This is a genomic window from Saccharopolyspora sp. NPDC000995, assembly GCF_053599315.1.
The window spans coordinates 1-22,822 of sequence record NZ_JBSFLZ010000071.1 but is presented as its reverse complement, the minus strand read 5'-3'; the positions used below and the strand labels follow the sequence as shown (position 1 = coordinate 22,822).

General features: G+C 68.8%; 23 protein-coding genes. 8 read left to right on the top strand and 15 right to left on the bottom strand.

What is annotated here, in order from left to right:
* Positions 1-267 precede the first annotated feature (267 nt).
* Genes ACWDKQ_RS22010 through ACWDKQ_RS22000 form a run of 3 tightly spaced genes read right to left on the bottom strand, consistent with a single transcriptional unit; the run spans position 268 to position 2,094 of the window.
* Positions 268-1,179 carry a D-isomer specific 2-hydroxyacid dehydrogenase family protein gene (locus tag ACWDKQ_RS22010; RefSeq protein ID WP_450140624.1) on the bottom strand — a complete coding sequence of 304 codons (912 nt, stop codon included), beginning with the start codon at positions 1,177-1,179 and terminating at the stop codon, positions 268-270.
* A gap of 7 nt (positions 1,180-1,186) precedes the next feature.
* The gene (locus tag ACWDKQ_RS22005; protein WP_450140623.1) at positions 1,187-1,804 is read right to left on the bottom strand and encodes a bifunctional 4-hydroxy-2-oxoglutarate aldolase/2-dehydro-3-deoxy-phosphogluconate aldolase; all 618 of its coding nucleotides are present in this window, start codon (positions 1,802-1,804) and stop codon (positions 1,187-1,189) included.
* Positions 1,801-2,094 (bottom strand): PfkB family carbohydrate kinase, encoded by a 294-nt coding sequence (locus ACWDKQ_RS22000; protein ID WP_450140622.1) that lies wholly within the window; start codon positions 2,092-2,094, stop codon positions 1,801-1,803. Before ACWDKQ_RS22000 ends, ACWDKQ_RS22005 begins: the two co-directional genes overlap by 4 nt.
* A 170-nt stretch (positions 2,095-2,264) precedes the next feature.
* Here ACWDKQ_RS22000 and ACWDKQ_RS21995 point away from each other — a divergent pair, with 170 nt between their 5' ends.
* From ACWDKQ_RS21995 to gdhA, 4 genes are all read left to right on the top strand, one after another.
* Positions 2,265-2,810, top strand: a complete 546-nt coding sequence (locus ACWDKQ_RS21995; RefSeq protein WP_450140621.1) for a YbhB/YbcL family Raf kinase inhibitor-like protein — start codon at positions 2,265-2,267, stop codon at positions 2,808-2,810.
* 184 nt (positions 2,811-2,994) lie between these two features.
* Positions 2,995-4,020 carry a VanZ family protein gene (locus tag ACWDKQ_RS21990; RefSeq protein WP_450140620.1) on the top strand — a complete coding sequence of 342 codons (1,026 nt, stop codon included), beginning with the start codon at positions 2,995-2,997 and terminating at the stop codon, positions 4,018-4,020.
* A 14-nt stretch (positions 4,021-4,034) separates the two neighbouring features.
* The gene (locus tag ACWDKQ_RS21985) at positions 4,035-5,432 is read left to right on the top strand and encodes a mycothione reductase (protein WP_450140619.1); all 1,398 of its coding nucleotides are present in this window, start codon (positions 4,035-4,037) and stop codon (positions 5,430-5,432) included.
* 172 nt (positions 5,433-5,604) lie between these two features.
* Positions 5,605-6,945 (top strand): NADP-specific glutamate dehydrogenase, encoded by a 1,341-nt coding sequence (gdhA, locus tag ACWDKQ_RS21980; protein WP_450140618.1) that lies wholly within the window; start codon positions 5,605-5,607, stop codon positions 6,943-6,945.
* Positions 6,946-7,231: 286 nt separating this feature from the next.
* Here gdhA and ACWDKQ_RS21975 read toward each other — a convergent pair whose 3' ends face one another.
* Complete coding sequence (locus tag ACWDKQ_RS21975; protein ID WP_450140617.1) at positions 7,232-8,500, bottom strand: CynX/NimT family MFS transporter; 1,269 nt, start codon at positions 8,498-8,500, stop codon at positions 7,232-7,234.
* A gap of 84 nt (positions 8,501-8,584) precedes the next feature.
* Between ACWDKQ_RS21975 and ACWDKQ_RS21970 the strand changes: the two genes are divergently transcribed.
* Positions 8,585-9,280: a FadR/GntR family transcriptional regulator gene (locus ACWDKQ_RS21970; protein ID WP_450140616.1), complete on the top strand. Its 696-nt coding sequence runs from the start codon at positions 8,585-8,587 to the stop codon at positions 9,278-9,280.
* Between the two features lie 24 nt (positions 9,281-9,304).
* Here ACWDKQ_RS21970 and ACWDKQ_RS21965 read toward each other — a convergent pair whose 3' ends face one another.
* The 10 genes from ACWDKQ_RS21965 to dxr form a co-directional block, all read right to left on the bottom strand.
* Entirely contained in the window at positions 9,305-9,553 is a 249-nt protein-coding gene (locus ACWDKQ_RS21965; protein ID WP_450140615.1) for a type II toxin-antitoxin system Phd/YefM family antitoxin, read from the bottom strand.
* A gap of 116 nt (positions 9,554-9,669) precedes the next feature.
* A complete protein-coding gene (locus ACWDKQ_RS21960) occupies positions 9,670-11,190 on the bottom strand; it encodes a cobyric acid synthase (RefSeq protein ID WP_450140614.1) in 1,521 nt (506 codons plus the stop codon).
* A 140-nt stretch (positions 11,191-11,330) separates the two neighbouring features.
* The gene (gene map, locus ACWDKQ_RS21955; RefSeq protein WP_450140613.1) at positions 11,331-12,188 is read right to left on the bottom strand and encodes a type I methionyl aminopeptidase; all 858 of its coding nucleotides are present in this window, start codon (positions 12,186-12,188) and stop codon (positions 11,331-11,333) included.
* A 140-nt stretch (positions 12,189-12,328) separates the two neighbouring features.
* Positions 12,329-12,724 carry a PIN domain-containing protein gene (locus tag ACWDKQ_RS21950; RefSeq protein ID WP_450140612.1) on the bottom strand — a complete coding sequence of 132 codons (396 nt, stop codon included), beginning with the start codon at positions 12,722-12,724 and terminating at the stop codon, positions 12,329-12,331.
* Positions 12,721-12,993, bottom strand: a complete 273-nt coding sequence (locus ACWDKQ_RS21945; RefSeq protein WP_450140611.1) for a type II toxin-antitoxin system Phd/YefM family antitoxin — start codon at positions 12,991-12,993, stop codon at positions 12,721-12,723. The genes ACWDKQ_RS21950 and ACWDKQ_RS21945 overlap by 4 nt, the downstream gene beginning before the upstream one ends.
* A 56-nt stretch (positions 12,994-13,049) precedes the next feature.
* Positions 13,050-14,837, bottom strand: coding sequence for a penicillin-binding transpeptidase domain-containing protein (locus ACWDKQ_RS21940; protein WP_450140633.1), 1,788 nt, complete (start codon positions 14,835-14,837; stop codon positions 13,050-13,052).
* Between the two features lie 129 nt (positions 14,838-14,966).
* A complete protein-coding gene (locus tag ACWDKQ_RS21935) occupies positions 14,967-15,803 on the bottom strand; it encodes a GNAT family N-acetyltransferase (RefSeq protein WP_450140610.1) in 837 nt (278 codons plus the stop codon).
* Positions 15,804-15,998: 195 nt separating this feature from the next.
* Entirely contained in the window at positions 15,999-17,153 is a 1,155-nt protein-coding gene (gene ispG / locus ACWDKQ_RS21930) for a flavodoxin-dependent (E)-4-hydroxy-3-methylbut-2-enyl-diphosphate synthase (protein WP_450140609.1), read from the bottom strand.
* A 309-nt stretch (positions 17,154-17,462) separates the two neighbouring features.
* Positions 17,463-18,746, bottom strand: coding sequence for a M50 family metallopeptidase (locus ACWDKQ_RS21925; RefSeq protein ID WP_450140608.1), 1,284 nt, complete (start codon positions 18,744-18,746; stop codon positions 17,463-17,465).
* 3 nt (positions 18,747-18,749) lie between these two features.
* Positions 18,750-19,994: a 1-deoxy-D-xylulose-5-phosphate reductoisomerase gene (gene dxr / locus ACWDKQ_RS21920; RefSeq protein WP_450140607.1), complete on the bottom strand. Its 1,245-nt coding sequence runs from the start codon at positions 19,992-19,994 to the stop codon at positions 18,750-18,752.
* A 113-nt stretch (positions 19,995-20,107) separates the two neighbouring features.
* Here dxr and ACWDKQ_RS21915 point away from each other — a divergent pair, with 113 nt between their 5' ends.
* Positions 20,108-20,377 carry a GlsB/YeaQ/YmgE family stress response membrane protein gene (locus tag ACWDKQ_RS21915; protein WP_450140606.1) on the top strand — a complete coding sequence of 90 codons (270 nt, stop codon included), beginning with the start codon at positions 20,108-20,110 and terminating at the stop codon, positions 20,375-20,377.
* Positions 20,378-20,576: 199 nt separating this feature from the next.
* Positions 20,577-20,858: a DUF2631 domain-containing protein gene (locus ACWDKQ_RS21910; protein ID WP_450140605.1), complete on the top strand. Its 282-nt coding sequence runs from the start codon at positions 20,577-20,579 to the stop codon at positions 20,856-20,858.
* 252 nt (positions 20,859-21,110) lie between these two features.
* Here ACWDKQ_RS21910 and ACWDKQ_RS21905 read toward each other — a convergent pair whose 3' ends face one another.
* Positions 21,111-22,544 carry an aldehyde dehydrogenase family protein gene (locus tag ACWDKQ_RS21905; RefSeq protein ID WP_450140604.1) on the bottom strand — a complete coding sequence of 478 codons (1,434 nt, stop codon included), beginning with the start codon at positions 22,542-22,544 and terminating at the stop codon, positions 21,111-21,113.
* On the opposite strand from ACWDKQ_RS21905, the gene ACWDKQ_RS21900 reads away from it, so the two are divergent.
* Positions 22,531-22,822, top strand: a 292-nt coding sequence (locus tag ACWDKQ_RS21900) for a hypothetical protein (protein WP_450140603.1), incomplete at its 3' end; no start/stop codon positions are given. The genes ACWDKQ_RS21905 and ACWDKQ_RS21900 overlap by 14 nt on opposite strands.

Sequence of the window (22,822 nt, the reverse complement as noted above, 5' to 3'; positions counted from 1 at the left end):
GTAGCGGAACCTCAGATGCCGTCCGGACTCCGGGCTCCCCGGCTTGCGCATGCCCATTGGGGAACTCGTTCTGCCTGGAAGTTCCGGTGTTAGCCAGCGGGAGCGGTCTAGTCCTACCTCGCCATCGGGTGTGAAGCGAACGGACTGTCCACCCCGGTAGGCGGCACGAACAGTCCGTTCGCTTCAACCAGCGCATTCCGAAACAGCCTCCACAGCGCCCAAACGGCACGGCTGCGGATCTGTCGTTTCGCCGGGCCAGGTGGGAGGTCAGTAGCCCGCGGTGCGGTCGACGACACCGAGGAGCGGTTGGCCCGCGAGGCGACGGCGGACGTTGTCCTCCACCCGCCGCGCCAGCGCCGGGACCAGCAAGGACTTCGGGTTCGCCGAGTGCGGCGAGATGATCGCGCGCGGGTGCTGGAACAGCGGGTGTCCGTCCGGCAGCGGCTCCGGGTCCGTCACGTCCAGCGCCGCGCCGCCGATGTGCTCCGCATCCAGCGCCTCGACCAGCGCGTCGGTGTCGACCAGCGATCCGCGGGCGACGTTGATCAGCCACGCGTCCACCTTCATCCGGGACAGCGCGTCGGCGTCGACCAGCTTCGCCGTCTTGGCCGTCGCGGGCGCGGCGACCACGACGAAGTCCGACTCCGCGAGCAGCCGGTCCGTCCCGGCTTCGTCGTCGGCCGGCCAGGTCCAGGCCGCCCCGGCGACCGGCTTCCCGGACCGGTTCACCGCCAGCACCCGGACGCCGAAGGGCTGCAGCAAGTCGATCAGCGCCCGGCCGATGCCACCGGCACCGATGATCCCGACCGTGGCGCCGAAGAGGCTGAGCATGCCCGTCGGTCGCACCCAGTTATCGGCGCGCACCATCGCATGCAGTTGTCGCGCCCCGGCCAGCATCAGTCCGAGCGTGTGCTCGGCGACGGTCTGGGCGTAGGTGCCCGCCGCGGAAGTGAAGGTGATCCCGTCGCGCAGCGCGTCGGCGGCGACCCAGGCTTCGATACCGGCCGATGGGAGCTGCACCCATTCCAGACCGGCGTGGTCGAACTCGGCGAACCGCTCGGGGCCTGCGCCGTACCAGGCCAGCACGGTGGCCTCCGCAACCGGGCTGATCTCGGCGCCTGCCGCCACGACGGCCGCCGTCAACTCCGGCGGGGCGACCGGACCAATGTGGACCTTCACGACTTCGTCACCTCGGCCTCCTCGACAACTTCGCCAACTCGGGCAGCTGCTCGGGCCCCTCCAACGCTGAACCGACCGCCACCACGGCGGCCCCCGCCGCGAGGAACTCCGGGCGTTGCGCGCGTTCATCCCGCCGGTTGCCACCATCCGCAGGCCGGGGAACGGGCCGTGTATCGCCTTGAACCAACCGGCGCCCAGTTCGGTGGCCGGGAACGCCTTGACCCACGACAGCCCGAGCCGGGTGGGCTTGCTGGATCTCGCTGGGCGTGGCCACGCCAGGCAGGTGCGGCACGCCGAGTTCCACGCTCAGCCGCACCACCTCGGGGTCCAGCCCGGCGCCAGGGTGAACGCCGCGCCCAGTTCCTTGGCCGTGCGCACCTGCGCCGTGCTCACCACGGTCCCGGCCCCCACCGGCCGCCCCCACCGGCCGCCCCCGCCACGCGCCTGCCTGCACGGCCGCGCGCAGCGACGGCTCCGCGTGTTGCGTCTCGATCGGTAACTCGACCGCCTCGATGCCCAGGTCCCAAGCCCTTTCGGCCAGTTCGACGGTCCGCTGCGGGTCCATTCCGCGCAGAATCGCCATGACCGGACCGGTGACGTGCTCGTCGAAGAAGCCCACGATCACCCCCCTTCTCGCTCGACCAGGCCGATGTCGACCCCGGCGGCGGCGATCGCCACGGCCATGCGGCGCCCGAGCGGGTCGTCCCCGAACCTGCTGGCCCAGCCGACGCGATGCCCCAGCGCGGCCAGGTGGACAGCCACATTGGACTCCGCGCCACCTGCGGAGAGGGTGAACGTCGCAGCTTGCTCCAGGGACATCGGGGCAGCCGGGGCGACCAGCGACATCGTCTCCCCCAGGCACAGCACCTCGCCGGGCGCTGCTCGACTCCGCCACGTCCACCTCCTCGATCCCACGGCGCTCGTCGCCAGACAGCGTAATGGTTCATGACTGCGAAATGCACATCTCCATTGCGCTGCTTGCAACAGGACTGGCTGCGGCGTGCGCTGCCCTGGTGGCGAACGGAATGCCTCTAGGCTGAGAATCCGGTGATCACGCACACCTCGATGAAAAGGAGGCTGCTCGAATGAGCTTGGAGCGCCCGATCGATCCGGACCCGTACTCGCTGCTGCCCTCGGTTCCGACGTTCACCGTCACCTCCGACGACGTGACCGACGGTCAGCCGATGGCGCAGGCCCACGCCTATGACGGCATGGGCGCCGACGGCCAGAACCACTCGCCCCACCTGCGCTGGACCGGTTTCCCGGAGACCACCAAGAGCTTCGTGGTGACCTGCTTCGACCCCGACGCGCCGATCCCGGGCGGCTTCTGGCACTGGGTGCTGGTGGACGTGCCGGCCGACGTGACCGAGCTGGCCACCGACACGGGCAACCGCAACGGGCAAGGCATCCCGGCCGGGTCCTTCCACGTCCCCAACGACCTCGGTGAGCGCGCCTTCGGCGGCGCCGCCCCGCCGCCCGGCGACCGGCCGCACCGCTACTACTTCGTGGTCCACGCGGTGGACACCCAGAAGCTCGGCGTGGATGAGAACGTCAGCCCGGCGGTGGTCAGCTTCAACCTGGCCTTCCACACCGTCGCACGCGCCGTCATCACCCCCACCTACCAGCTCTGACGGCGCAAGCCGACGACTGCAACACCCTTTCGCGAGCCGTGCCGCTCCGGGCCCTCCCGCAGCGGCACGGCTCTTTCGCGTTCCAAGATCGCCCGATCGAGATGTATCTGAATCGGCCGCTCGCTCCTCTTTAAGAACAGGGAGGTTCTCGGAGATCAGGAGATCAGGAGATCAGGAGATCAGGATGAGCGTGCTGCCGGGTTCGTTCGCCGCGCTGGTCGCCGCCGGGGTGGCCGCGCTGCTGTTCGCGCCGTTCGTCGCCGGTGAGCACCGGAGGCACGGCGAGTTGCGCGTGGGCGTCGCGGTGCAGCGCTTCGCCGTGCTGCTCTACGCGTTGGGGCTGGTTTCCTACGTGTTCCTGCCGTTGCCGACCGATGCGGCCTGCTTCGCGCCGCAGTGGCAGCCGCTCGCCGGGCTGACCAACCCGTCGATGCTGGGGCAGTTCGCGTGCAACATCGCGCTCTTCGTCCCGTTGGGTGCGCTAGTGCGGGGCGGTTGGCCAACTGCGGCGCTGGCCGGATTGGTGACCTCGGTGCTCGTCGAGTTGACCCAGCTGACCGGGTTCTGGTTCGCCTTCCCCTGCCCGTACCGGGTTTTCGACGTGGACGACATCCTCGCGAACACCACCGGTGCGCTGCTCGGCAGCTTGCTCGCACCACTCCGGCGGCGCCTGCCTACCGGCACCAGCGGACGGCCAGCGGCGGAACCGCGCCCGGTCACCGCCTCCCGGCGACTGCTGGGCATGTGTTGCGACGCACTGGTGCTGTGGCTCCTCGGCGTGGCCTGCGCCCGGGCCGTGGACATCGCACTCCGGCTGACCCGAACCGCCCCGACGCGGTGGTGGGAAGCCGCCGCGCTGTGGCTCGCACCGGCCGCGTTGTTGCTGGTCGCGATGCTGATAGGACATGGCAGCTCGCTCGGCCAGCACGCGGTGATGCTGCGCGCCAGAGCTCCCGATGGGCGCCCCGCACCGGCGGCCGTGCTGTGCCGTTGGGCGGTCGGCATCGGCGGACTGGCCGTGGTGCAAGGCGTGGTCGAGGCCTCGTTCGGGGAACCGAGTGCTGTGCTCGGCATGTTGTGGTGCACCGCGCACGCCTGGGGTGTGACCAGCACCCGAGATCACCGCGGAATCACCGGGCTCGCTGCCCGGTTGCAGATGGTCGACGCCCGACGAAGCCAAGGTGCGCCGTACGCGGCGCGCTCGATTTGAGGCAGGATGGACCAGTGCGGCACTTCGATCTAGTCATCATCGGCTCCGGCTCCGGAAACTCGATCCTCGACGACCGGTTCGCCAACTGGGACGTCGCGATGGTCGAGAAGGGCGTCGGCCCCAACGACGCCTACGGCGGCACCTGTCTCAACGTCGGCTGCATCCCGACGAAGATGTTCGTGCACACCGCCGACGTGGCCAGCGCCCCGGCCGGCGGCGCGAAGCTCGGCGTCGACCTCGAACTGCGCGACGTGCGGTGGCGCGAAATCCGGGACCGGATCTTCGGCCGCATCGACGAGATCTCCGCCGGCGGCCGCCGCTACCGCGCTGAGGACAACCCGAACGTAACCCTCTACGAGGGCATCGCCCGGTTCACCGGCGTCAAGCAGCTGACCGTGGACACCGCCGCGGGCCCGGAGATGATCGCTGCGGACCGCTTCGTGGTGGCCGCCGGTGGCCGTCCAGCGATCCCGGACATCCCGGGCCTGGACCAGATCGACTACTACACCAGCGACACCGTGATGCGACTCGACGAGCTTCCCGCCCGGATGATCATCATGGGCACCGGGTTCGTCGGCGCGGAGTTCGCGCACGTGTTCTCGGCGCTGGGCGTCGAGGTGACCATGATCGGCCGGTCCGGCCGGGTGCTGCGCGCGGAGGACACCGACATCTCCGCGAGGTTTACCGAGCTCGCGGCCCAGCGCTGGGACCTGCGGCTCAACCGCAAGGAGATCGCGGTCGAGCGAGACGGCGAACTCGTCCGCCTGCACCTGGAGGGCCCGGAGGGCACCGAGGTCGTGGAGGCCGAGGCGCTGCTCATCGCGGTGGGCCGGGTACCCAACGCCGACCTGCTGGAGGTGGCTGCGGGTGGCCTCGAACTCACCGCTGACGGCAAGGTCAAGGCCGACGCGACCCAGCTGACCTCGGTGGACGGCGTTTGGGCGCTGGGCGACATCAGCTCCGACCACGAGCTCAAGCACGTCGCCAACCACGAGATGCGCGTCGTCCAGCACAACCTGCTGCACCCCGACGAACCGATCGAGTCCGACCACCGGTTCGTGCCGCATGCGGTGTTCTCCGCCCCGCAGATCGCCTCGGTCGGCCTGACCGAGCAGCAGGCGCAGCGGCACGGAGTCGACTACGTGACTTCGATCCAGGACTACGCGGGCATCGCCTACGGCTGGGCGATGGAGGACACCACCGGCTTCGCCAAGCTCCTGGCCGATCCGGAAACCGGTGAGCTCCTCGGCGCCCACATCATCGGCCCGCAGGCGCCGACGCTGCTGCAGCCGCTGATCCAGGCGATGCAGTTCGGCCTGGACGCCCGGATGATGGCCCGCGGCCAGTACTGGATCCACCCGGGCATGCCGGAACTGGTCGAGAATGCCCTGCTCAACCTGCCGATGAAGTGACCCGACTGCATCGGCTGCCGGGGACCGGGCAGCCGACGTGTTCTGCGTCATCTTGAGTAATTCCAGTCAGTTCGTCAACTTTGGAGGATTGGGGCTGTTCAAACGCTCCGTTGCTACCCGGTGAAACGGCGTGCGACAGCCCGGAACGCTCAACGGACAAAGGAGTTTGACTGTGCTTCACGAACGCCTCGAACCGGTCTACGAGAACGTGGTCCAGCGCAACCGCGGCGAAGACGAGTTCCACCAGGCAGTCCGAGAAGTACTGGAGAGCATCGGTCCGGTCATCGACAAGCACCCCGAGTACGCCGAGCAGAAGATCATCGAGCGAATCTGCGAGCCGGAGCGGCAGATCGTCTTCCGGGTGCCGTGGGAGGACGATTGCGGCGGGGTGCAGATCAACCGCGGCTTCCGGGTGGAGTTCAACAGCGCGCTCGGCCCGTACAAGGGCGGTCTGCGGTTCCATCCGTCGGTCTACCAGGGCATCATCAAGTTCCTCGGCTTCGAGCAGATATTCAAAAACGCCCTCACCGGGTTGCCCATCGGAGGCGGCAAGGGCGGCGCGGACTTCGATCCGAAAGGCCGCTCCGACCGGGAGGTCATGCGGTTCTGCCAGAGCTTCATGACCGAGCTGCATCGGCACATCGGCGAGTACACCGACGTGCCCGCCGGTGACATCGGCGTCGGCGGCCGCGAGATCGGCTACCTGTTCGGCCAGTACAAGCGGATCACCAACCGGTACGAATCCGGGGTGCTGACCGGCAAACACCTGTCCTTCGGCGGTGCCCGCGTGCGCACCGAGGCAACCGGCTTCGGATGCGCGTTTTTCGTGCAGGAGATGCTGTCCGCCCGCGGCGAGTCGTTCGACGGCAAGCAGGTCGTTGTCTCCGGATCGGGCAACGTGGCCATCTACACGATGGAGAAGGTGCACCAGCTCGGCGGAACCGTGGTGGCCTGCTCGGACTCCTCCGGCTACGTCGTCGACGAGAAGGGCATCGACGTCGAGTTGATCAAGCAGATCAAGGAAGTCGAGCGGGGTCGCATCAGCGCGTACGCCGGCCGCCGGCCGGGCGCGAAGTTCGTTGCGCAGCGCAGCGTCTGGGAAGTGCCGTGTGACGTGGCGATGCCGTCGGCGACCCAAAACGAGCTCAACGCAGACGATGCGGCCACCCTGATCGCCAACGGCTGCGTCGCCGTTGGCGAAGGCGCGAACATGCCCACGACACCGGATGCGGTGCGCAGTTTCCAGGAGGCCGGCGTGGCGTTCGGCCCGGGCAAGGCGGCCAACGCCGGCGGCGTGGCCACCTCCGCGCTGGAGATGCAGCAGAACGCATCCCGCGACAGCTGGAGCTTCGAGTTCACCGAGAAGCGGCTCGAGGAGATCATGAAGGACGTGCACGCCCGCTGCTACGCCACCGCAGCGGAGTACGGCATGCCCGGCAACTACGTCGCGGGCGCGAACATCGCGGGCTTCACGAACGTCGCCGACGCGATGCTCCGCCTCGGCCTCGTCTGACCTGGCGATCAACGCCCATCACGCCCACCCCAACTGGCCCCATCAAGCGAGGTGAACGGACCGTTCGCCCCAGTAGGCGGAGCGAACGGACCGTTCGCCTCAACAGGAGCCTGTTGCGGTTTCGGCGAAAACGGCTGAACCGAAGTACCAAATAAGTCTCGATCGCGGCCGTTCGTCCGCCAGTGGCCATCTCGGCCGGTGATCGATCGATCACGGTCCGTGGTGGGCGTAAATTTGCAACACACTGGCGAGGTAAACAGGCCGTTCGCTCCCACTGCCGGAAGCGTCAGATGGTGCGGGGACGTCCCGCGATTACGCCGAACACCGCCTGGACCGCGACGATCACCACGATCGCCGACAACGAAGCCGACCAGCCGCCGGTCACGTCGTGCAGCACACCGAACAGGAACGGCCCGAACGACGAGATCAGGTAGCCGATGCTCTGCGACATCGCCGACAACGACCCGGTGTCGGCGGCGTTGGCGGTGCGCAGCGAGATGAGGACCAGCGCCAGCGGGAACGCACTCATGCCGACGCCGATCGCGAGCGCCCATACCACCGGCATTGCCAGCGGAGCCAGCAGCAATCCGAGCAGCCCAGTGAGGGTCAGCACCGCGAGCCCGATGGCCCACCAGGACTGGCTGCGGGTCTTGGTCACCAGCGGCGGCAGGATCATGTTGATCGGCACACCGATCAGCAGCAACAACCCGAGCAGCATGCCTGCGGTCGTGCTGTCCATCCCGGCGCCCTTGAACACCTCGGGCATCCAGCCCATCACGACGTAGGCGACCAGCGACTGCAGCGCGAAGTAGACGGTGATCACCCATGCCAGCGGGCTGCGCAGCAGCGAACGCCGCTGCCCTGTCGAAGCGGTACTCGGAGCGTGACGCGTCGGGGAGCGCCGAGCCGCCGCGGGCACCCACACGCACAGCGCGGCCAGCGCCACGACCACCCAGGTCGCCAGCGCCAACCGCCAGCTGCCGGTCGAGGAGTTCAGGTACGGCGTCAGCGCCGAACCGGTCGAGCCGCCCGCCGCCATCGCGGTGGTGTAGAGCGCGGTCGCCATCCCGACGCGGGTCGGGAAGGACTCCTTGACCACCACCGGGATCAGCACGTTGCACATTGCGATCGCGGCGCAGACCAGCACGGTGCCGCCAAGCACCGTCCACGGTCCGCCGACGACCCGCAACAGCATCGCGGCGGTCAGCACCGCCAGCGACGCGCCGATGACCTTGTCGATGCCCATTCGCCTGGCCAGCAGCGGAGCGCCGATGCCCGCGACCCCGAAGCAGAGCGTGGGCACCGAAGTCACGACGCTCGCCCACGTGCTGGAAGCACCGAGCGAGTCACGCACCTCGCCGAGCAGCGACGCCAGGCTGGTGACCGCCGGGCGCATGTTCGCCGCCGCGAGCGCAACACCGGCCAGCAGCAGCCCTCCCCCGGCTACGGCAGTGTGCCGATTGGGGAAGACCGCCTCGGCAGCGCCCTCGTTGTCGACGGTGAGGGCATCCGGGTGGTGCTGGGCGGCTAGTCGGGTGGCATCCTGGTCAGCCACGTGTTCGGGGACATGAGGTCGTGACTTCGTAGACATCGCGACTAGTATGTCAAACATAGGATGTTTGGACGAAAGGACCTGTCAGTGCCTTTGGTCACCACCAAGCGGACCGGGTTGGTCGATCAGGTCATCGCCCAGATCCGCGAGCTCGTGTCGTCCGGGGAATGGCTGATCGGCGAGAAGATCCCACCCGAGACCGAGCTCGTGAGCGCACTCGGCGTCGGCCGCAACACCGTCCGCGAGGCGGTGCGCGCGCTCTCGCACGCCGGGCTGCTGGAAGTGCGGCAGGGCGACGGGACGTTCGTGCGCGCCACCAATGAGATCTCCGGGGCGGTGCGCAAGCTGTGCCGCCCCGAACTGCGCCAGGTCCTGGAGGTCCGCCGCGCGCTTGAGGTCGAGGGCGCCCGGCTGGCGGCCGGGGCGCGGACCGAGGAGGACCTGACCGGGCTGGAGGCCTGCCTGACCAGCCGGGACGACGCGGTGCGGCAGCAGAACAGCACGGAGGTCGTCGCCACCGACGCCGAGTTCCACCGGCTGCTGGTCGCGGCCTCGCACAATCCGGTGCTGATCTCGCTCTACGAAGGGATCCGCGAGACGGTGGCATCCAGCGTCGCGACCACTTTCAACCGGGACGCCCAGGCAAAACTGGTCTCGCACACCGAACTGCTGGCAGCGGTGCGCGACGGCGACCCGCGCCGAGCCGCCGAGGAGGCCGGGGCCTTCCTCGACGAACTGCTCAGCCAGATGGGCTCGGAGAGTGCGGCGGACAAGCCGGATTGATCGCCGCCACACCGAACGCGTCGGCTATCCGGCCGACGCGTCCGGCCAGTAGTCGGTCCCGACGTCGAACGCGTCGCCAGCGGCCGGCACCACCCAGGACGCGGCGATCAACCCGGCGGCGAAACCACCGGTGGTGGAACGGGTGCGCGCGGGTTGCAGCCAGACCGACGGCGCGCCGAAGCGGGTGATCACGATCTCCTCCCCCGATTCGGCGCGGTCGAGCAACTCCACCAACCGCTCGCGGGCTTCATCAACGGTGAACTCGGCAGCCACGCCCTCGACGTTACCCGCGTCACAACTCCCTTGGGCGCCCCTCCACCGATGCTCGCGGCTCTCGCGCGGCCGACGCACAGCCCGACGTCGGCACAGTTCCATTTGAAACTGTGGATTCATTTGAAACTGCGGTGCACCGCCGGCAGCCCGGCGGGCGCGCCGTGGTCGAGCAGGCGGCGCAGGGCATCGGTGTCCAGGTGTTTTTCCACCAGGTCGCCAAGCAGGTCGAGCTGCCCCGCGCGGACCTCGGCGAAATCCGTGCCATCGGCCGGTTCGAAACCGTCCCGCCCTGCGCGCCGCGCCGCCCACCGCAGGAAGGCCCGCCGGAACGCGTTGTTCTCGAACAACCCGTGCCAGTGGGTGCCGAGCACGGATTCTGCGACACCGCCTTCTGCACGTCCGTCGGGCATAGTGACCAGCGGCGTCAGGTCCCCGCGGCGTACGGCGACACCATGGTGGATCTCGTAGCCCTCGACAGGCTTGCCGAAGGCCTCGCCGCGCGGCCTGGCCAGCGTCTTGCGTGGCGCGAACTCAATCTCCAGGTCGAGCAGCCCGAGTCCGTCGACCGCGCCGGCCCCGGACTCGACCTCGTCGACGATTCGCCGGGCCAACATCTGGAAGCCGCCGCAGATCCCGACCACCGGCAGCCCGGCGCTGGCGTGCGCGCGGATCGCTTCGGCCAGCCCGCTGCTCCGCAACCAGGCCAGGTCGGCGACCGTCGACTTGGATCCGGGCAGCACGACCAGATCCGCATCGGCCAGCCGCGAAGGTTCGGTGGCGAACCGGACCGCGACGCCCGGTTCCGCGGCTAGCGCCTCCACATCGGTGGCGTTGGAGATCCGCGGCAGCCTCGGCACCGCGACCCGCAGCCACTGGCCGCCCTTCGGCGGCGCGGGACGCCCGATCACCCCATCGGCCACGTAGGACAACGAATCCTCGGCGTCCAGCCACAACTCCTCGGCCCACGGCAGCACGCCGTGCACCGGGCGGCCGGTCAGCGCGCGCAATTGGTCCAGCCCCGGCTCCAGCAGCGCGGGATCGCCGCGGAACTTGTTGATCAGGAATCCGGCGACCAGCGCCTGGTCCGCCGAGTCCAGCAGCGCGAGGGTGCCGAAGAGCTGGGCGAACACGCCGCCGCGGTCGATGTCGCCGACCACCAGCACGGGCAGTCCGGCGGCCTGCGCGAGGCCCATGTTGGCGATGTCGTTGGCCCTCAGGTTGATCTCGGCCGGTGATCCGGCGCCCTCGCAGACGACGTAGTCGTACTCCGCGCGCAATCCCTCCAATGTGGACACGACGGTGTCCAGCAGGGTGGCCTTGCGGGCCCGGTAGGACATCGCGGTCACCTCGCCTGACACCTGCCCGAGCACGACGACCTGCGAACTGCGGTCGCTGCCGGGCTTGAGTAGCACGGGGTTGAACCGCACCGAAGGCTCGACGCCGCACGCAGCGGCCTGCACGGCCTGCGCACGCCCGATTTCGCCGCCGTCGGGCGTGACCACGGAGTTGTTGGACATGTTCTGCGCCTTGAAGGGCGCAACCCGAGCGCCGCCGCGCGCCAACCAACGACAGATCCCGGCGGTGACCACACTCTTCCCGGCATCCGAGGTGGTCCCGGCAACTAACACCGCATTCACATGAAGTTCCTACCCCATCAATCCGAGCCCGCCCGAGGCACCACCGAACCACCGGCAACCAGCCACTGGCCGACCCTCTCCCCAGGTGAGCACCCGTGAGCGTTTCCGGGCCTGCAACAACCAAAAAAACGAGCCTGGAATCAGGGTAGGGTCAGGATTTCGTTGCCTTCTTCGGTGATTAGGATGGTGTGCTCGAACTGGGCCGTCCAGCTCTTGTCCTTAGTTGTCACCGTCCAGCCGTCGTCCCACATGTCGTACTCATGGGTGCCAAGGGTGATCATCGGCTCGATGGTGAAGGTCATGCCGGGTTCCAGGACGGTCTGCACCGACGGCTCGTCGTAGTGCAGGATCACCAGTCCGCTGTGGAACGAGCGGCCGATGCCGTGCCCGGTGAAGTCGCGGACCACGCCATAGCCGAACCGCTTGGCGTAGGACTCGATCACCCGGCCGATCACGTTGAGCTGACGTCCGGGCTTGGCGGCCTTGATGCCCCGCATCAAGGCCTCGTGGGTGCGCTCCACCAGCAGCCGCGCGTCCTCGGAGACCTCGCCGGCCAGGAATGTCCCGTTGGTGTCGCCGTGCACGCCGCCGATGAAGCCGGTGACGTCGACGTTGACGATGTCGCCGTCCTCGATCACCGTCGAGTCCGGGATGCCGTGGCAGATCACCTCGTTCAGCGAGGTGCAGGAGGACTTCGGAAAGCCCCGGTAGCCCAGCGTCGACGGGTAGACCCCGTGGTCGCAGAAGAACTCGTGCACCACGGCGTCGACCTGGTCGGTGGTCGCGCCGGGCTGGACCGCCTTGCCAGCCTCGACCAGGGCCTGCGCGGCAAGCTTGCCCGCCACCCGCATCGCCTCGATCACCTCGGGCGGCTGCACGTGGGGGTCGCTGTTGCGCTTGGGAGCCGGTTTGTCGACGTACTCGGGGCGCTCGATGTGCGCTGGGACTGGGCGACGCGGCGTCTGCACGCCTGGCTTCAACGAAGCTCGAACCGGCATGTCCCCCACTGTAACCGCGTCACGCTCCCGCACTCCCGGTGACGGCCACGAACGCACCACACTCGTCCCCCTCGCCGTTCGGACCGCAATTTCCATTGAAATTGAAGATCCAATTTCAATGGAAATTGCAGCAGTACCCGTCAGTTCGCGCCCGGTGAGGCCGTTGTCAACCCCGCTTCTTCCGCCGCAGCCAGCAGTGCCGGGTCGTAGGAGACATAGGCGTGCAGACCGTCCCTGATCTTGCACGCGGAGGCCAGGTGGATGACGTCCACCGGGCCGACATTGCAGCGCAACTCGGTGGCCACGTCGAGCACGTCCTGCTTCACCGGCAGCTGGTCGATCTTCGACACGATGATCGACGCCAGGTCTTCCGCGGCCGGGCCTACCTCCCGAAAGGTGCGCAGCACGTCAACTTTCGACAACGCGCTGGTCACGCGGGGGTGTTCCCAGCGCTCGCGGATCCACTGGCTCAGCGCCTTGCTCTCCGGCTCGGGGGCGATCAACTTGATAAGCGCGGAGGAATCGAAGTAGATCAAAACCGCTCCTGTTCACGCCTGCGCAGCAGCCGGTCGGAGACGTTCGGAGTCGGCGCTGCCGGCAACGGTTCGGGGAGCTCGCCGCCTTCACCGGGCACGAGCTCCCCGGTTGCGACGAGTTCGTCGTACAGGGTTTGGTCACACGTGGGCGGACTTAGCACCGCGACGGTGCGCCCCCGATCGGTCACGAGGATCGATTCGCCGGCTGCGACCCGCTTCAGGTATCGACTGGCGTTCTGCCGCAGCTCACGGACGCCGATCCGATCCATGTGCTACACCGTAGCACATGGATCACCGCCGATGATCACCCCGAAGCGTGAAGCGATCAGGCACCCGCGAGGAAGCGCTTCGCGGCCTCGACGGCCGGGCCCGACGAGCCCGCATCGGTCACCAGCACCGCGAAAGCCAAGTCGCCGCGGTAGCCGATAAACCAGCCGTGCGAATGGGTTCCGTCACCGAACTGCGCCGTGCCGGTCTTGCCCCGGACGTCACCGGAGCCGTTCAGCGAGGTCGCGGTCCCGCTGGTGACCACCTCACGCATCATCGCGCGGAGCTGGTCGAGGGACTTCGGCGACGGCGGCTGCGGTTCGGCGTCGGCCTTCGTCGGCACGCCCCGAACCAGCGTCGGCACCGGCATCCGCCCTTGGGCGATCGAGGACGTCACCAGCGCCATGCCAAACGGGCTGGCCAGCACCGTGCCCTGGCCGATGCCGTTCTCGGCGCGCTGCACCGTGCTGTCGGCCGGCGTCACCTTGCCCGTGATCGTCGTCGCGCCTGCCATGTCGAAGTCCACGCCGAGGCCCAGCTCTCGCCCCGCGTCGGTCAGCGCCTGACCGGGCAGGTCGACCGCGAGCTGCGCGAACGACGTGTTGCAGGAACGCGCGAACGCCGTCCGCAGCGGCACCTGGCCGAGGTCGAACTCCTTGTCGTTGGGCAGAACCCGGCCGTCGAACACCTTCTTGCCCGGGCACTCGACCTGGGTGTCGATGTTGACCTTGCCGGACTCCAGCCCGGCGGTCGCGGTCACCGTCTTGAACGTCGAGCCCGGCGGGTACTGGCCGGACAGCGCCACCGGGCCCTGCGCGTCGGCAGTACCGTTCTGCGCCACGGCGAGCACCTCGCCGGTGGACGGCTGCATGGCGACCAGCATCGCGGCCTGCGGTAGCGGGTCCACCGCCTGTTCGGCGGCCTGCTGCGTGCGGTGGCCGAGGGTCACGTTGGTCGGCGCGACCGGCTTCTCGGCGACATCGTGCAGTTCCGCGGCCTCCTGACCGGCGGCGTCTAGCGTGACGACGCGCCACCCGGCGTTCGCCTCGACCTGCTCATCGACCTTGCGCGCGACGCCCGCCAGCACCTGCGTGCCGTACCCGCGCTCGGTGGTGACCAGCCGCGTCTGGACTGGGAAGCGCACGCCCGGCAGGTCGTAGATCTGCGCCTTGACCTTGTCGTAGTCGGTCTGCCGCAGCGTGACCACCGCGTACGGCTGGCCCTGCGGCGTTTTCGCCACGCCGTCCAGGATGGACTGCTGGGTGATCGCGGGCTCGACGGTGCTCAGCGCGCTCGCCAGCGAAGACGAGACCGCCGGCACGTCATGGGCTTCCTGCGGGCTGAGGCTCACGGTGATCAGCTGCTCGGGGCCCATGAGCTGCTTGCCGTCGCGGTCCAGGACCGGCGCCGGATCGGGCCGTTGTTCGCGGAAGGCGATAGTCTGCCCGGTTGCGAGTTGCGGGTGGATCACCGCTGGTGCCCAGCGGACCTTCCAACCCTGATCTCCTTCGACGAGCTTGAGCTCGTTCGAGTAGTTCCAGACCTTGCCCGCGCCGAATTCCCAGGACATGTCGAACCGGGCGGTGGGCACCCCCTGGGCATCCTCGGTCACCTCTCGGACCGTCGCGTGCGCGGCGGTCGGCGACAGGTTCCGCCGAGCCGCCTCCAACGCCGGCCGGGCCTGGTCGGGCGCGTCGGTCTGGTTCGCCGCACCTGCTGCGTCGCCTGCCGCCACCGCGTTCACGAAGGACGCGGCCACGTCCTCTTCAGAGGGTCCGGTACTGCAAGCGGCCAACGGCAACAGCAGCAGTGCCGCCGCGCTGGCCAAGATCCGCGAGGAAACCATGTCCGGAAGTATGCCGAAACCTCCCGAAACGTCCACACCTCTTTTCCGGCAGAGCACCCGCGTTAGGGCCACACCGACCGGGGGACGGCAGTTTTAACCGAAACCGCTGCGGAACTCCACAGTGGACGATCAGAGGAGGACGGTGCCGAATGATCCGACCTGCTGGAAGCCGACTTTCCGGTAGGCCAGGCGGGCGGCGGTGTTGTAGCCGTTGACGTACAGGCTGGCCGTGCGGCCCAGGCCGCGCACCAGCCGGTCCGCCACCGCAGCCGTTCCCGCCGTGCCCAGTCCGGTGCTGCGCCGGTCCGGATGCACCCAGACGCCTTGGATCTGGCCCACGGTTCGGGAAAGCGCGCCGATCTCGGCCTTGAACACCACCTCGTCGCCCTCGAAGCGCGCGAACGCCCGGCCACCGGCGATCAGGTCGGCGACCCGCGCACGGTAGCTCGCCGCGCCGCCGTCGCTGGACGGGTCCACCCCGACTTCCTCGGTGAACATGGCGATCGCCGCAGGCAGGTAGCGGTCCAGCTCGTACGGGCGCACCGGGCGGACCAGCGGGTCCGGGGCCACCCGCGGCGGTGCGGAGAGCGCCATGAGCGGCTGGTCGGCGCGCACCTCCCGCGCCGGTCCCCACTGCGCCGCCATCTCGTTCCAAAGCGCAAGCACCTGCTCGGCCGGGCCGACCAGCGACGAGCACACCCGGCGTCGGCGCAGCGCGCGGTCGGCGAAGGCGCGCATCGCGGCGGGCCCGCCGCGCAGCGGGATCAGGTTCGCGCCCGAGAAGCACATGCCGGTGAGCTTGTTGCCGTAGCCCCAAAGTTCGCCGCCGAGGCGCAACGGGTGGACCCCGACCTCCTCGACGCGCGCGGCCACCATGCAGGCCGCGACCGGGGCGGAATCCAATACGGAACGGACCAGCAGCGCGTCACGTTCCTCCAACAGCCGTGCACCGGCGAGCTTGAGCACCTGCCAAGACTGCCAGAAACCCCGGTCGAAGAGCCTCCCCGGCCGAGATGCACCACACCCACCCGAACGTGCACTCACCCGTTCGGAGTAATCCGATCGGCGCGACACCGCCGCTTCACCGCACCGAACCGCGCGAACGCCCGAAAATGCGGAAACCGGCGCCCCCTGAATCGGGGACGACTGGTGCCGGCGAGATCAGCTGACGGTGATGACCGGCACGCCGGGCTCAGCGTCGGCGGGTTCCATGTCCTCGGCGATGCGCATGGCTTCCTCGATCAGGGTCTCGACGATCTGGTGCTCCGGCACCGTCTTGATCACTTCGCCCTTGACGAAGATCTGGCCCTTGCCGTTGCCCGAGGCCACACCGAGGTCAGCTTCCCGCGCCTCGCCCGGCCCGTTGACGACGCAGCCCATGACCGCGACCCGCAGCGGCACCTCCATGCCCTCCAGGCCGGCGGTGACCTCCTCGGCGAGCTTGTACACGTCCACCTGCGCCCGTCCGCACGACGGGCACGACACGATCTCCAGCTTCCGCGGCCGCAGGTTCAGCGACTGCAGGATCTGGGTGCCGACCTTGATCTCCTCGACCGGCGGCGCCGACAACGACACCCGGATCGTGTCCCCGATGCCCTGACGCAACAGCGCGCCGAAGGCGACCGCGGACTTGATCGTGCCCTGGAACGCCGGGCCGGCCTCGGTGACCCCGAGGTGCAGCGGATAGTCGCACTGCTCGGCGAGGATCTCGTAGGCACGCACCATTACGACCGGGTCGTTGTGCTTCACCGAGATCTTCAGGTCGTGAAAGCCGTGCTCGGCGAACAAGCTCGCCTCCCACAGCGCCGACTCGGCCAGCGCCTCCGGGGTCGCCTTGCCGTACTTCTGCATCAGCCGCGGGTCCAGCGAACCGGCGTTGACGCCGATCCGGATCGGCGTGCCGTGGTCCTTGGCGGCCTGCGCGATCTCCTTGACCTTGTCGTCGAACTTCTTGATGTTGCCCGGGTTGACACGCACCGCGGCGCAACCGGCCTCGATCGCCGCGAACACGTACTTCGGCTGAAAGTGGATGTCGGCGATGACCGGGATCTTCGACTTCTGCGCGATGGTCGGCAGCGCCTCCGCGTCGTCCGCGCTGGGGCAGGCCACCCGGACGATATCGCAGCCCGCGGCGGTCAGCTCCGCGATCTGCTGCAGCGTGCTGTTGATGTCCGCAGTGACGGTCGTGGTCATGCTCTGCACGGATATGGGGTGTTCACTGCCCACACCGACCGCTCCGACCTGCAACTGCCGGGTCTTGCGCCGTTCCGCGAGCACCGGAGCCGGGGCCGCGGGCATGCCCAGATCGACGGTCATCGATTCTTCTCCACCTCTTCTGGTGTTCTTCGTGCCACTTGCGTCGCCTCGCTCCACGATACCGGCGCAAGTTCATCCGGCCGGACGCCGTGGGATCGATCGGATCACGTTCGGTGATCATCAGCGCCCGTTCACGTCGCGTTAGAAACACCGTCGCGCGCCGGTCACCACCCGATCCGTTTAACACCGTGGCGAGCGTCGAGGCCCGTTCAACACCGCCGACACGCCTTCCAGCATCCCGCAGCCGCTCGGCCACGCAGGTGAAAATCACATCCGATGCCGTACTTTCCGTTCGGCCTCGCCGCGCGGCTAGAACAGCTTCACTGGGTTCACGACATCGGCGACCAGGACCAGCAGCGAGTACGCGATGAAGATCAGGCTCACCGCGTACGCCAGCGGCATCAGCCGCGCCGTGTCGAACGGGCCCGGGTCCGGCCGCCGCACCAGCTTGGCGAACCCGCGGCGGATGCTCTCCCAGGTCGCGCCGGCGACGTGGCCGCCGTCCAGCGGCAGGATCGGCAGCATGTTGAACACGAACAACGACAGGTTCACACCCGCGAGCAGGTTGAACATCATGATGATCCGGGCGTCCACGCCGAAGTCGTCTGAGGCCAGCACCTCGCCGCCCAGCCGGCTCGCGCCGACGATGCCCACCGGCGAGTCCTGGTGCCGCTCACCGCCGAAGATCGCGCTGATCAAGTCGGGCACCCGCTGCGGCAACTCGACGACCTTCTGCGCGGTGAGGCTGACGAAGCCGCCGATGGTCTTCGCCACGCCGCCGACGCCCTGCTTCACCAGCTGCGACGTCGGGGTCAGGCCGAGGAAGCCGACCTTCTCGTACTCGCTGGTCGAGTTCAGCTTCGGCCGGTCGGTCTGCATCAGGTTCGCCTGCAGGGTCAGCTGCTGGCCGCCGCGGTCGACGACCACCGGCACGGTGCCGGCGGAGCCCCGGATGGCCAGTTGCAGCTCGTCCCACGAGGCGTAGGGCTTGCCATTGAACTCCAGGATCCGGTCGCCGGGCCGGAAGCCGGCGGCCGCGGCCGGCGACGGCGGCGCATCCGCCGGGCACTGCTCGGTGTTCGGGGCGGCGGCGGGCAGCACGCACGCGCTGACCGACGACACCGTCGTGGTCGGCGTGTTGATGCCGTGGCCCATCAGGATCGCCGCGAAGATACCGACCGCCAGGATTAGGTTCATCACCGGCCCGGCCAGCATCACGATGACCCGCTTCCACGGGTTGCGCTGGTAGAACTGCCGGTGCGCGTCCTCGGGGGTGATCTCCTCAGCGGACATCTGGCGGGCGTCCTCGATCATTGCGCGCCACGGCGCGGACGACGCAGTGCGCCCGTACTTCTCGTCCTTCTTCGGCGGGAACATGCCGATCATCCGGATGTAGCCGCCGAAAGGGATGAGCTTCAGGCCGTACTCGGTGTCACCCTTCTTGCGCGACCAAACGGTGCGGCCGAAGCCGACCATGTACTGGGTGACCTTGATTCCGAACAGCTTCGCCGCCGCCAGGTGCCCCAGCTCATGCCACGCGATGGAGAACAGCAACCCGAGGAAGAAGATGACGATGCCAACGAAGACCAGCATCTACTACTCCGCCTTCCCCGCGAGCTCGCGAGTCCGAGTCCGCGCCCAACCCTCGGCCGCGAAGACCTCGTCCAAGCCCGCCGGATCGCTGCGCCACTGATCTGCGCCGGCGAGCACCTCACCCACAGTTTGCACGATTCCGGTGAATCGAAGTCGGCCATCGACGAAGGCCGCGAGCGCTTCTTCGTTCGCCGCGTTGTAGATCGCGGGCAGGCAGCCGCCGCCGGAGCCCGCAGCCCGGGCCAGCTCGACGGCCGGGAACGCCTCGTTGTCCACCGGCTCGAAGGTCCACTCCTGCGCCTGCTCGAAGGTCAGCGCTGGGGCGGCCTTGGGCACCCGGCGCGGCCATTCCAGGCTCATCGCGATCGGAATCCGCATGTTCGGCGGGCTGGCCTGGGCGATCGTGGCGCCGTCCACGAAGGTGACCATCGAGTGCACGATCGACTGCGGGTGCACCACGACGTCGATGCGGTCGTAGTCGATGCCGAACAGCAGGTGCGCCTCGATCAGCTCCAGGCCCTTGTTGACCAGCGTGGCCGAGTTGATGGTGACCACGCTGCCCATCGACCAGGTCGGGTGGGCTAGCGCTTGCTGCACCGTGACGTCCACAAGCTCGTCGCGCTTGCGGCCCCGGAACGGGCCACCGGAGGCGGTCAGCACCAGCCGTTCCACCTCCTCAAAACGACCCCCGAACAGGCATTGCGCCAGCGCGGAGTGCTCGGAGTCGACCGGCACGATCTGGCCGGGGGCGGCGCTGTCCAGCACCAGCGCACCACCCGCGATCAGCGACTCCTTGTTGGCCAGCGCCAGCTGCGCGCCGGTGGCCAGCGCGGCCAGCGTCGGCTTGAGCCCGCGCGAGCCGTCCACTCCGTTGAGCACCACGTCGGCGGGGGTGGACTCGATTAGCTCGGTGACCGCGTCCGGCCCGGCCAGCAGCCTGGGGAGGCGGAACTCACCGGCCGCGTAGCCGTTCTTCTGGGCCTCGGCGTAGAGGGCGAGCTGGAGGTCTTCGACGGCGGTGCCCTTGGCGACCGCGACGGCCGGGACGTCGAACGCCAGCGCCTGTTCCGCCAGCGCCTGCGGGTCGCTGCCGCCCGCGGCCAGCCCGGCGACCCGGAACCGGTCAGGATTGTGCCGGATCACGTCCAGGGCCTGGGTACCGATCGAACCGGTCGAGCCGAGCACCAGCACGGTGCGGGGGTCGCCGGGTGCGCTCTGATTCGGGGTGTCGGCGTGCATCACGGTCATTGTTCCCGAAGAAGGCGAGCACCCGTCGCTCGCGGTGCGCAAATCACTTCCGTGGCTCACGATCAGGTGGAAGGTCCCGGCAGGGTGAACCGAATGACGTGAGGAGAACAGCCATGGGCATCATCGGATGGATCGTTCTCGGCCTGATCGTGGGGGCAATCGCGAAGGCGATCATGCCGGGCAGGGACCCGGGCGGGATCCTGGTCACCATGCTGCTGGGCGTGGTGGGCGCGTTCGTCGGCGGGCTGATCGGCAACTGGATCTTCGGTGTCGGCATCGACCGGTTCTGGTCGCTGAGCACCTGGATCCTGGCGATCGTCGGCTCGGTCATCGTGCTGGGCATCTACCGCGTGATCGTCGGCCGCAAGGCGGTGCAGCGGTAAGAGCGAGCTCACCGATCTCGGCGCGGGGTGGCGCGGAAGTCGCCTCCGCAACACCTTTTTCGCAGATCGCAGGGGGCAGGTGCACGCTCGGGGGCCGGGGGCGTATGCGAGGATGGGGGCAATGTGGATCGCCGGACGGCGGCCTGCGCACCTAGCAATGTCTTCCGACCTCATGGTCGGCGTGGCACAGGAGGGGAACGTGGCGAGCACCGAGCTGGAGAAGAAGCCCAGCCAGGCCATCGACCCGGCCGAGGAACCGTCGGTCGAGTGGGGCTGGCACGGCGGTTTCCCGAAGGGCACCCAGGTCATGGGTTGGTTCTCGGTCGTCGCGTGCCTGGCCATGCTGATCGGCAACCACCAGGGAATCCTCAGTGGCGGGCACTTCAAGACCGAGGACGGCTTCCTGGTCTTCATCGCGGCGATCCTGGTCATCGGCCTGCTGATCGACCTGCGCAAGAAGCGGACGGCCTGGCGCCGCTGACGCGCCGCACTGGTTCTCTCGCCCCAGCCCGATCAGGGCGCCGTCTTGGAGGCGGTTTACTGGTGCTTTCTGAAGCGGCACAGCCGCCCAGCTCACCCGCGCAACCGGTACCGCCACGGGACGGTGCCCACCCGGTTGAGGTTCCCCGACGCACTTATTGGGTCCGCGCGTGCGTCGAGGATCCCGCAGCGAGCAGGCGTCCGAGGTTCCGCTACCCGCATCGCCGCGCAGAAGGAGCCTGGACGCAGCGGTTCACGGGTTGATACCGGTGAGAACCGTGACGTGCTCCTCGGTGAGATCCGTCATCGCGGACCGCACGCCTTCCCGGCCGACGCCCGACTCCTTCACCCCGCCGTAGGGCATCTGGTCGGCGCGGAAGCTCGGCACGTCGCCGATGATCACGCCGCCGACCTCCAGCTCCGACGACGCGCGGAAGGCCAGCTGCAGGTCGCGGGTGAACACCCCGGCTTGCAGGCCGTAGCGGGAGGCGTTGACCTTCTCGAAAGCCTCGTCCACCGAGTCGACCGGCGCGATGACCAGGACCGGCCCGAAAACCTCCTCGCAAGAAACCTTCGCGTCCTCCGGCGCGTCGGCCAGCACCGTCGGCGCGTAGGTCGTGCCCTCGCGGGTGCCACCGGTGAGCACCCGGGCTCCCGCCGCGACGGCTTCGCCGACCCACTGCTCGACCCGCTCCGCGGCCGCCAGGTCGATCAGCGGCCCGACCTTGGTGGCCGGGTCCTTCGGGTCCCCGGTGCCCTGCGCCTCGACGGCCTTGACCACGCGTGCGGTCAGGTCGTCGAGGATTTCGCGGTGGGCGTAGACGCGCTGCACCGAAATGCAGGACTGGCCGCCCTGGTACACCGCGAAGGTGGCGATGCGCTCGGCGGCGTAGTCGAGGTCCGCCCAGTCCGAGTTGACGATCACCGCGGCGTTGCCGCCGAGTTCGAGGGTGACGTGCTTGCGCGGGGCCGACTCGCGGATGCCCCAGCCGACCGGCCCGGAACCGGTGAACGACACCACCGGCAGCCGAGGGTCCGCGACGAGCTCGGCGGCCTTCTCGTTGGTGGTCGTCACCACCGACCACGACCCGGCGGGCAGCTCGGTCTCGGCCAGGATCTCGCCGAGCAGCAGGGCGGACAGCGGGGTCTTCGGCGCGGGCTTGAGCACGATTGGGGTGCCGACGGCAAGCGCCGGGGCGACCTTGTGCGCCACCAGGTTGAGCGGGAAGTTGAACGGCGAGATGCCGAGCACCGGGCCGCGCGGGATCCGGCGGATCAGCGCCATCCGGCCCGTCGCGCCCGCATCGGTGTCGAGCCGCTGCAGCTCGCCGGAGAAGCGGCGGGCTTCTTCCGCGCCCCAGCGGAAAGTGGAGACGGCGCGGGCGACCTCGCCGCGCGCCCAGGTGATCGGCTTGCCGTTCTCGGCGGTGATCAACTGCGCGATCTCCTCGGCCCGCTCGGTGAGGCGGCGGCTCACGTGGTCCAGCCCCGCCGCGCGCGCGTGCGCGGGTAGCTCGACGAACTCGCGGCGGACCGCGTGCGCGGCGGCGACGGCCCGCTCCACATCGGCGTCGGTGGCGTAGCACGTGGTGGCGACCACTGCGCCGTCGTAGGGATGACGCACCTCGAAGGTCGCGTCGCTGGTAACCCGCTCGCCAGCGACCCAGTACCCGGTGACCGATGACATCGGCTGCCTCCTGTCGATTTTCGTTCTTGCCGCGACGCTACGGCCGCGCGCCGAGCCACCGGCACTGCCAATCCGTCCACCGCCGCCCACGACCATGTCCAAACCGTCACCCCACCCCGATCGGCTAGCGAAGGGCACCTCGACCGGTTTGCCGGTCTCGCGGATCGGGCGCACCAGCGCAGGCGTGTTGGGCATTAGGGCGCTAATGGCCAAGAGCGCCCGAAAAGCGCACCCACCGAAGAACGGCGAAGATAAAAAAACAAAAAGGAAGAAAAAAT

Bases quoted from the DNA above. Each gene is read 5' to 3' on its own strand.
- ACWDKQ_RS21995 (WP_450140621.1), top strand. From the start codon at position 2,265: ATGAGCTTGGAGCGCCCGATCGATCCGGACCCGTACTCGCTGCTGCCC.
- ACWDKQ_RS21990 (WP_450140620.1), top strand. From the start codon at position 2,995: ATGAGCGTGCTGCCGGGTTCGTTCGCCGCGCTGGTCGCCGCCGGGGTG.
- map (WP_450140613.1), bottom strand. From the start codon at position 12,188: ATGCCGGTTCGAGCTTCGTTGAAGCCAGGCGTGCAGACGCCGCGTCGC.
- ACWDKQ_RS21945 (WP_450140611.1), bottom strand. From the start codon at position 12,993: ATGGATCGGATCGGCGTCCGTGAGCTGCGGCAGAACGCCAGTCGATAC.
- ACWDKQ_RS21940 (WP_450140633.1), bottom strand. From the start codon at position 14,837: ATGGTTTCCTCGCGGATCTTGGCCAGCGCGGCGGCACTGCTGCTGTTG.
- ispG (WP_450140609.1), bottom strand. From the start codon at position 17,153: ATGACCGTCGATCTGGGCATGCCCGCGGCCCCGGCTCCGGTGCTCGCG.
- ACWDKQ_RS21925 (WP_450140608.1), bottom strand. From the start codon at position 18,746: ATGCTGGTCTTCGTTGGCATCGTCATCTTCTTCCTCGGGTTGCTGTTC.
- dxr (WP_450140607.1), bottom strand. From the start codon at position 19,994: ATGACCGTGATGCACGCCGACACCCCGAATCAGAGCGCACCCGGCGAC.
- ACWDKQ_RS21915 (WP_450140606.1), top strand. From the start codon at position 20,108: ATGGGCATCATCGGATGGATCGTTCTCGGCCTGATCGTGGGGGCAATC.
- ACWDKQ_RS21905 (WP_450140604.1), bottom strand. From the start codon at position 22,544: ATGTCATCGGTCACCGGGTACTGGGTCGCTGGCGAGCGGGTTACCAGC.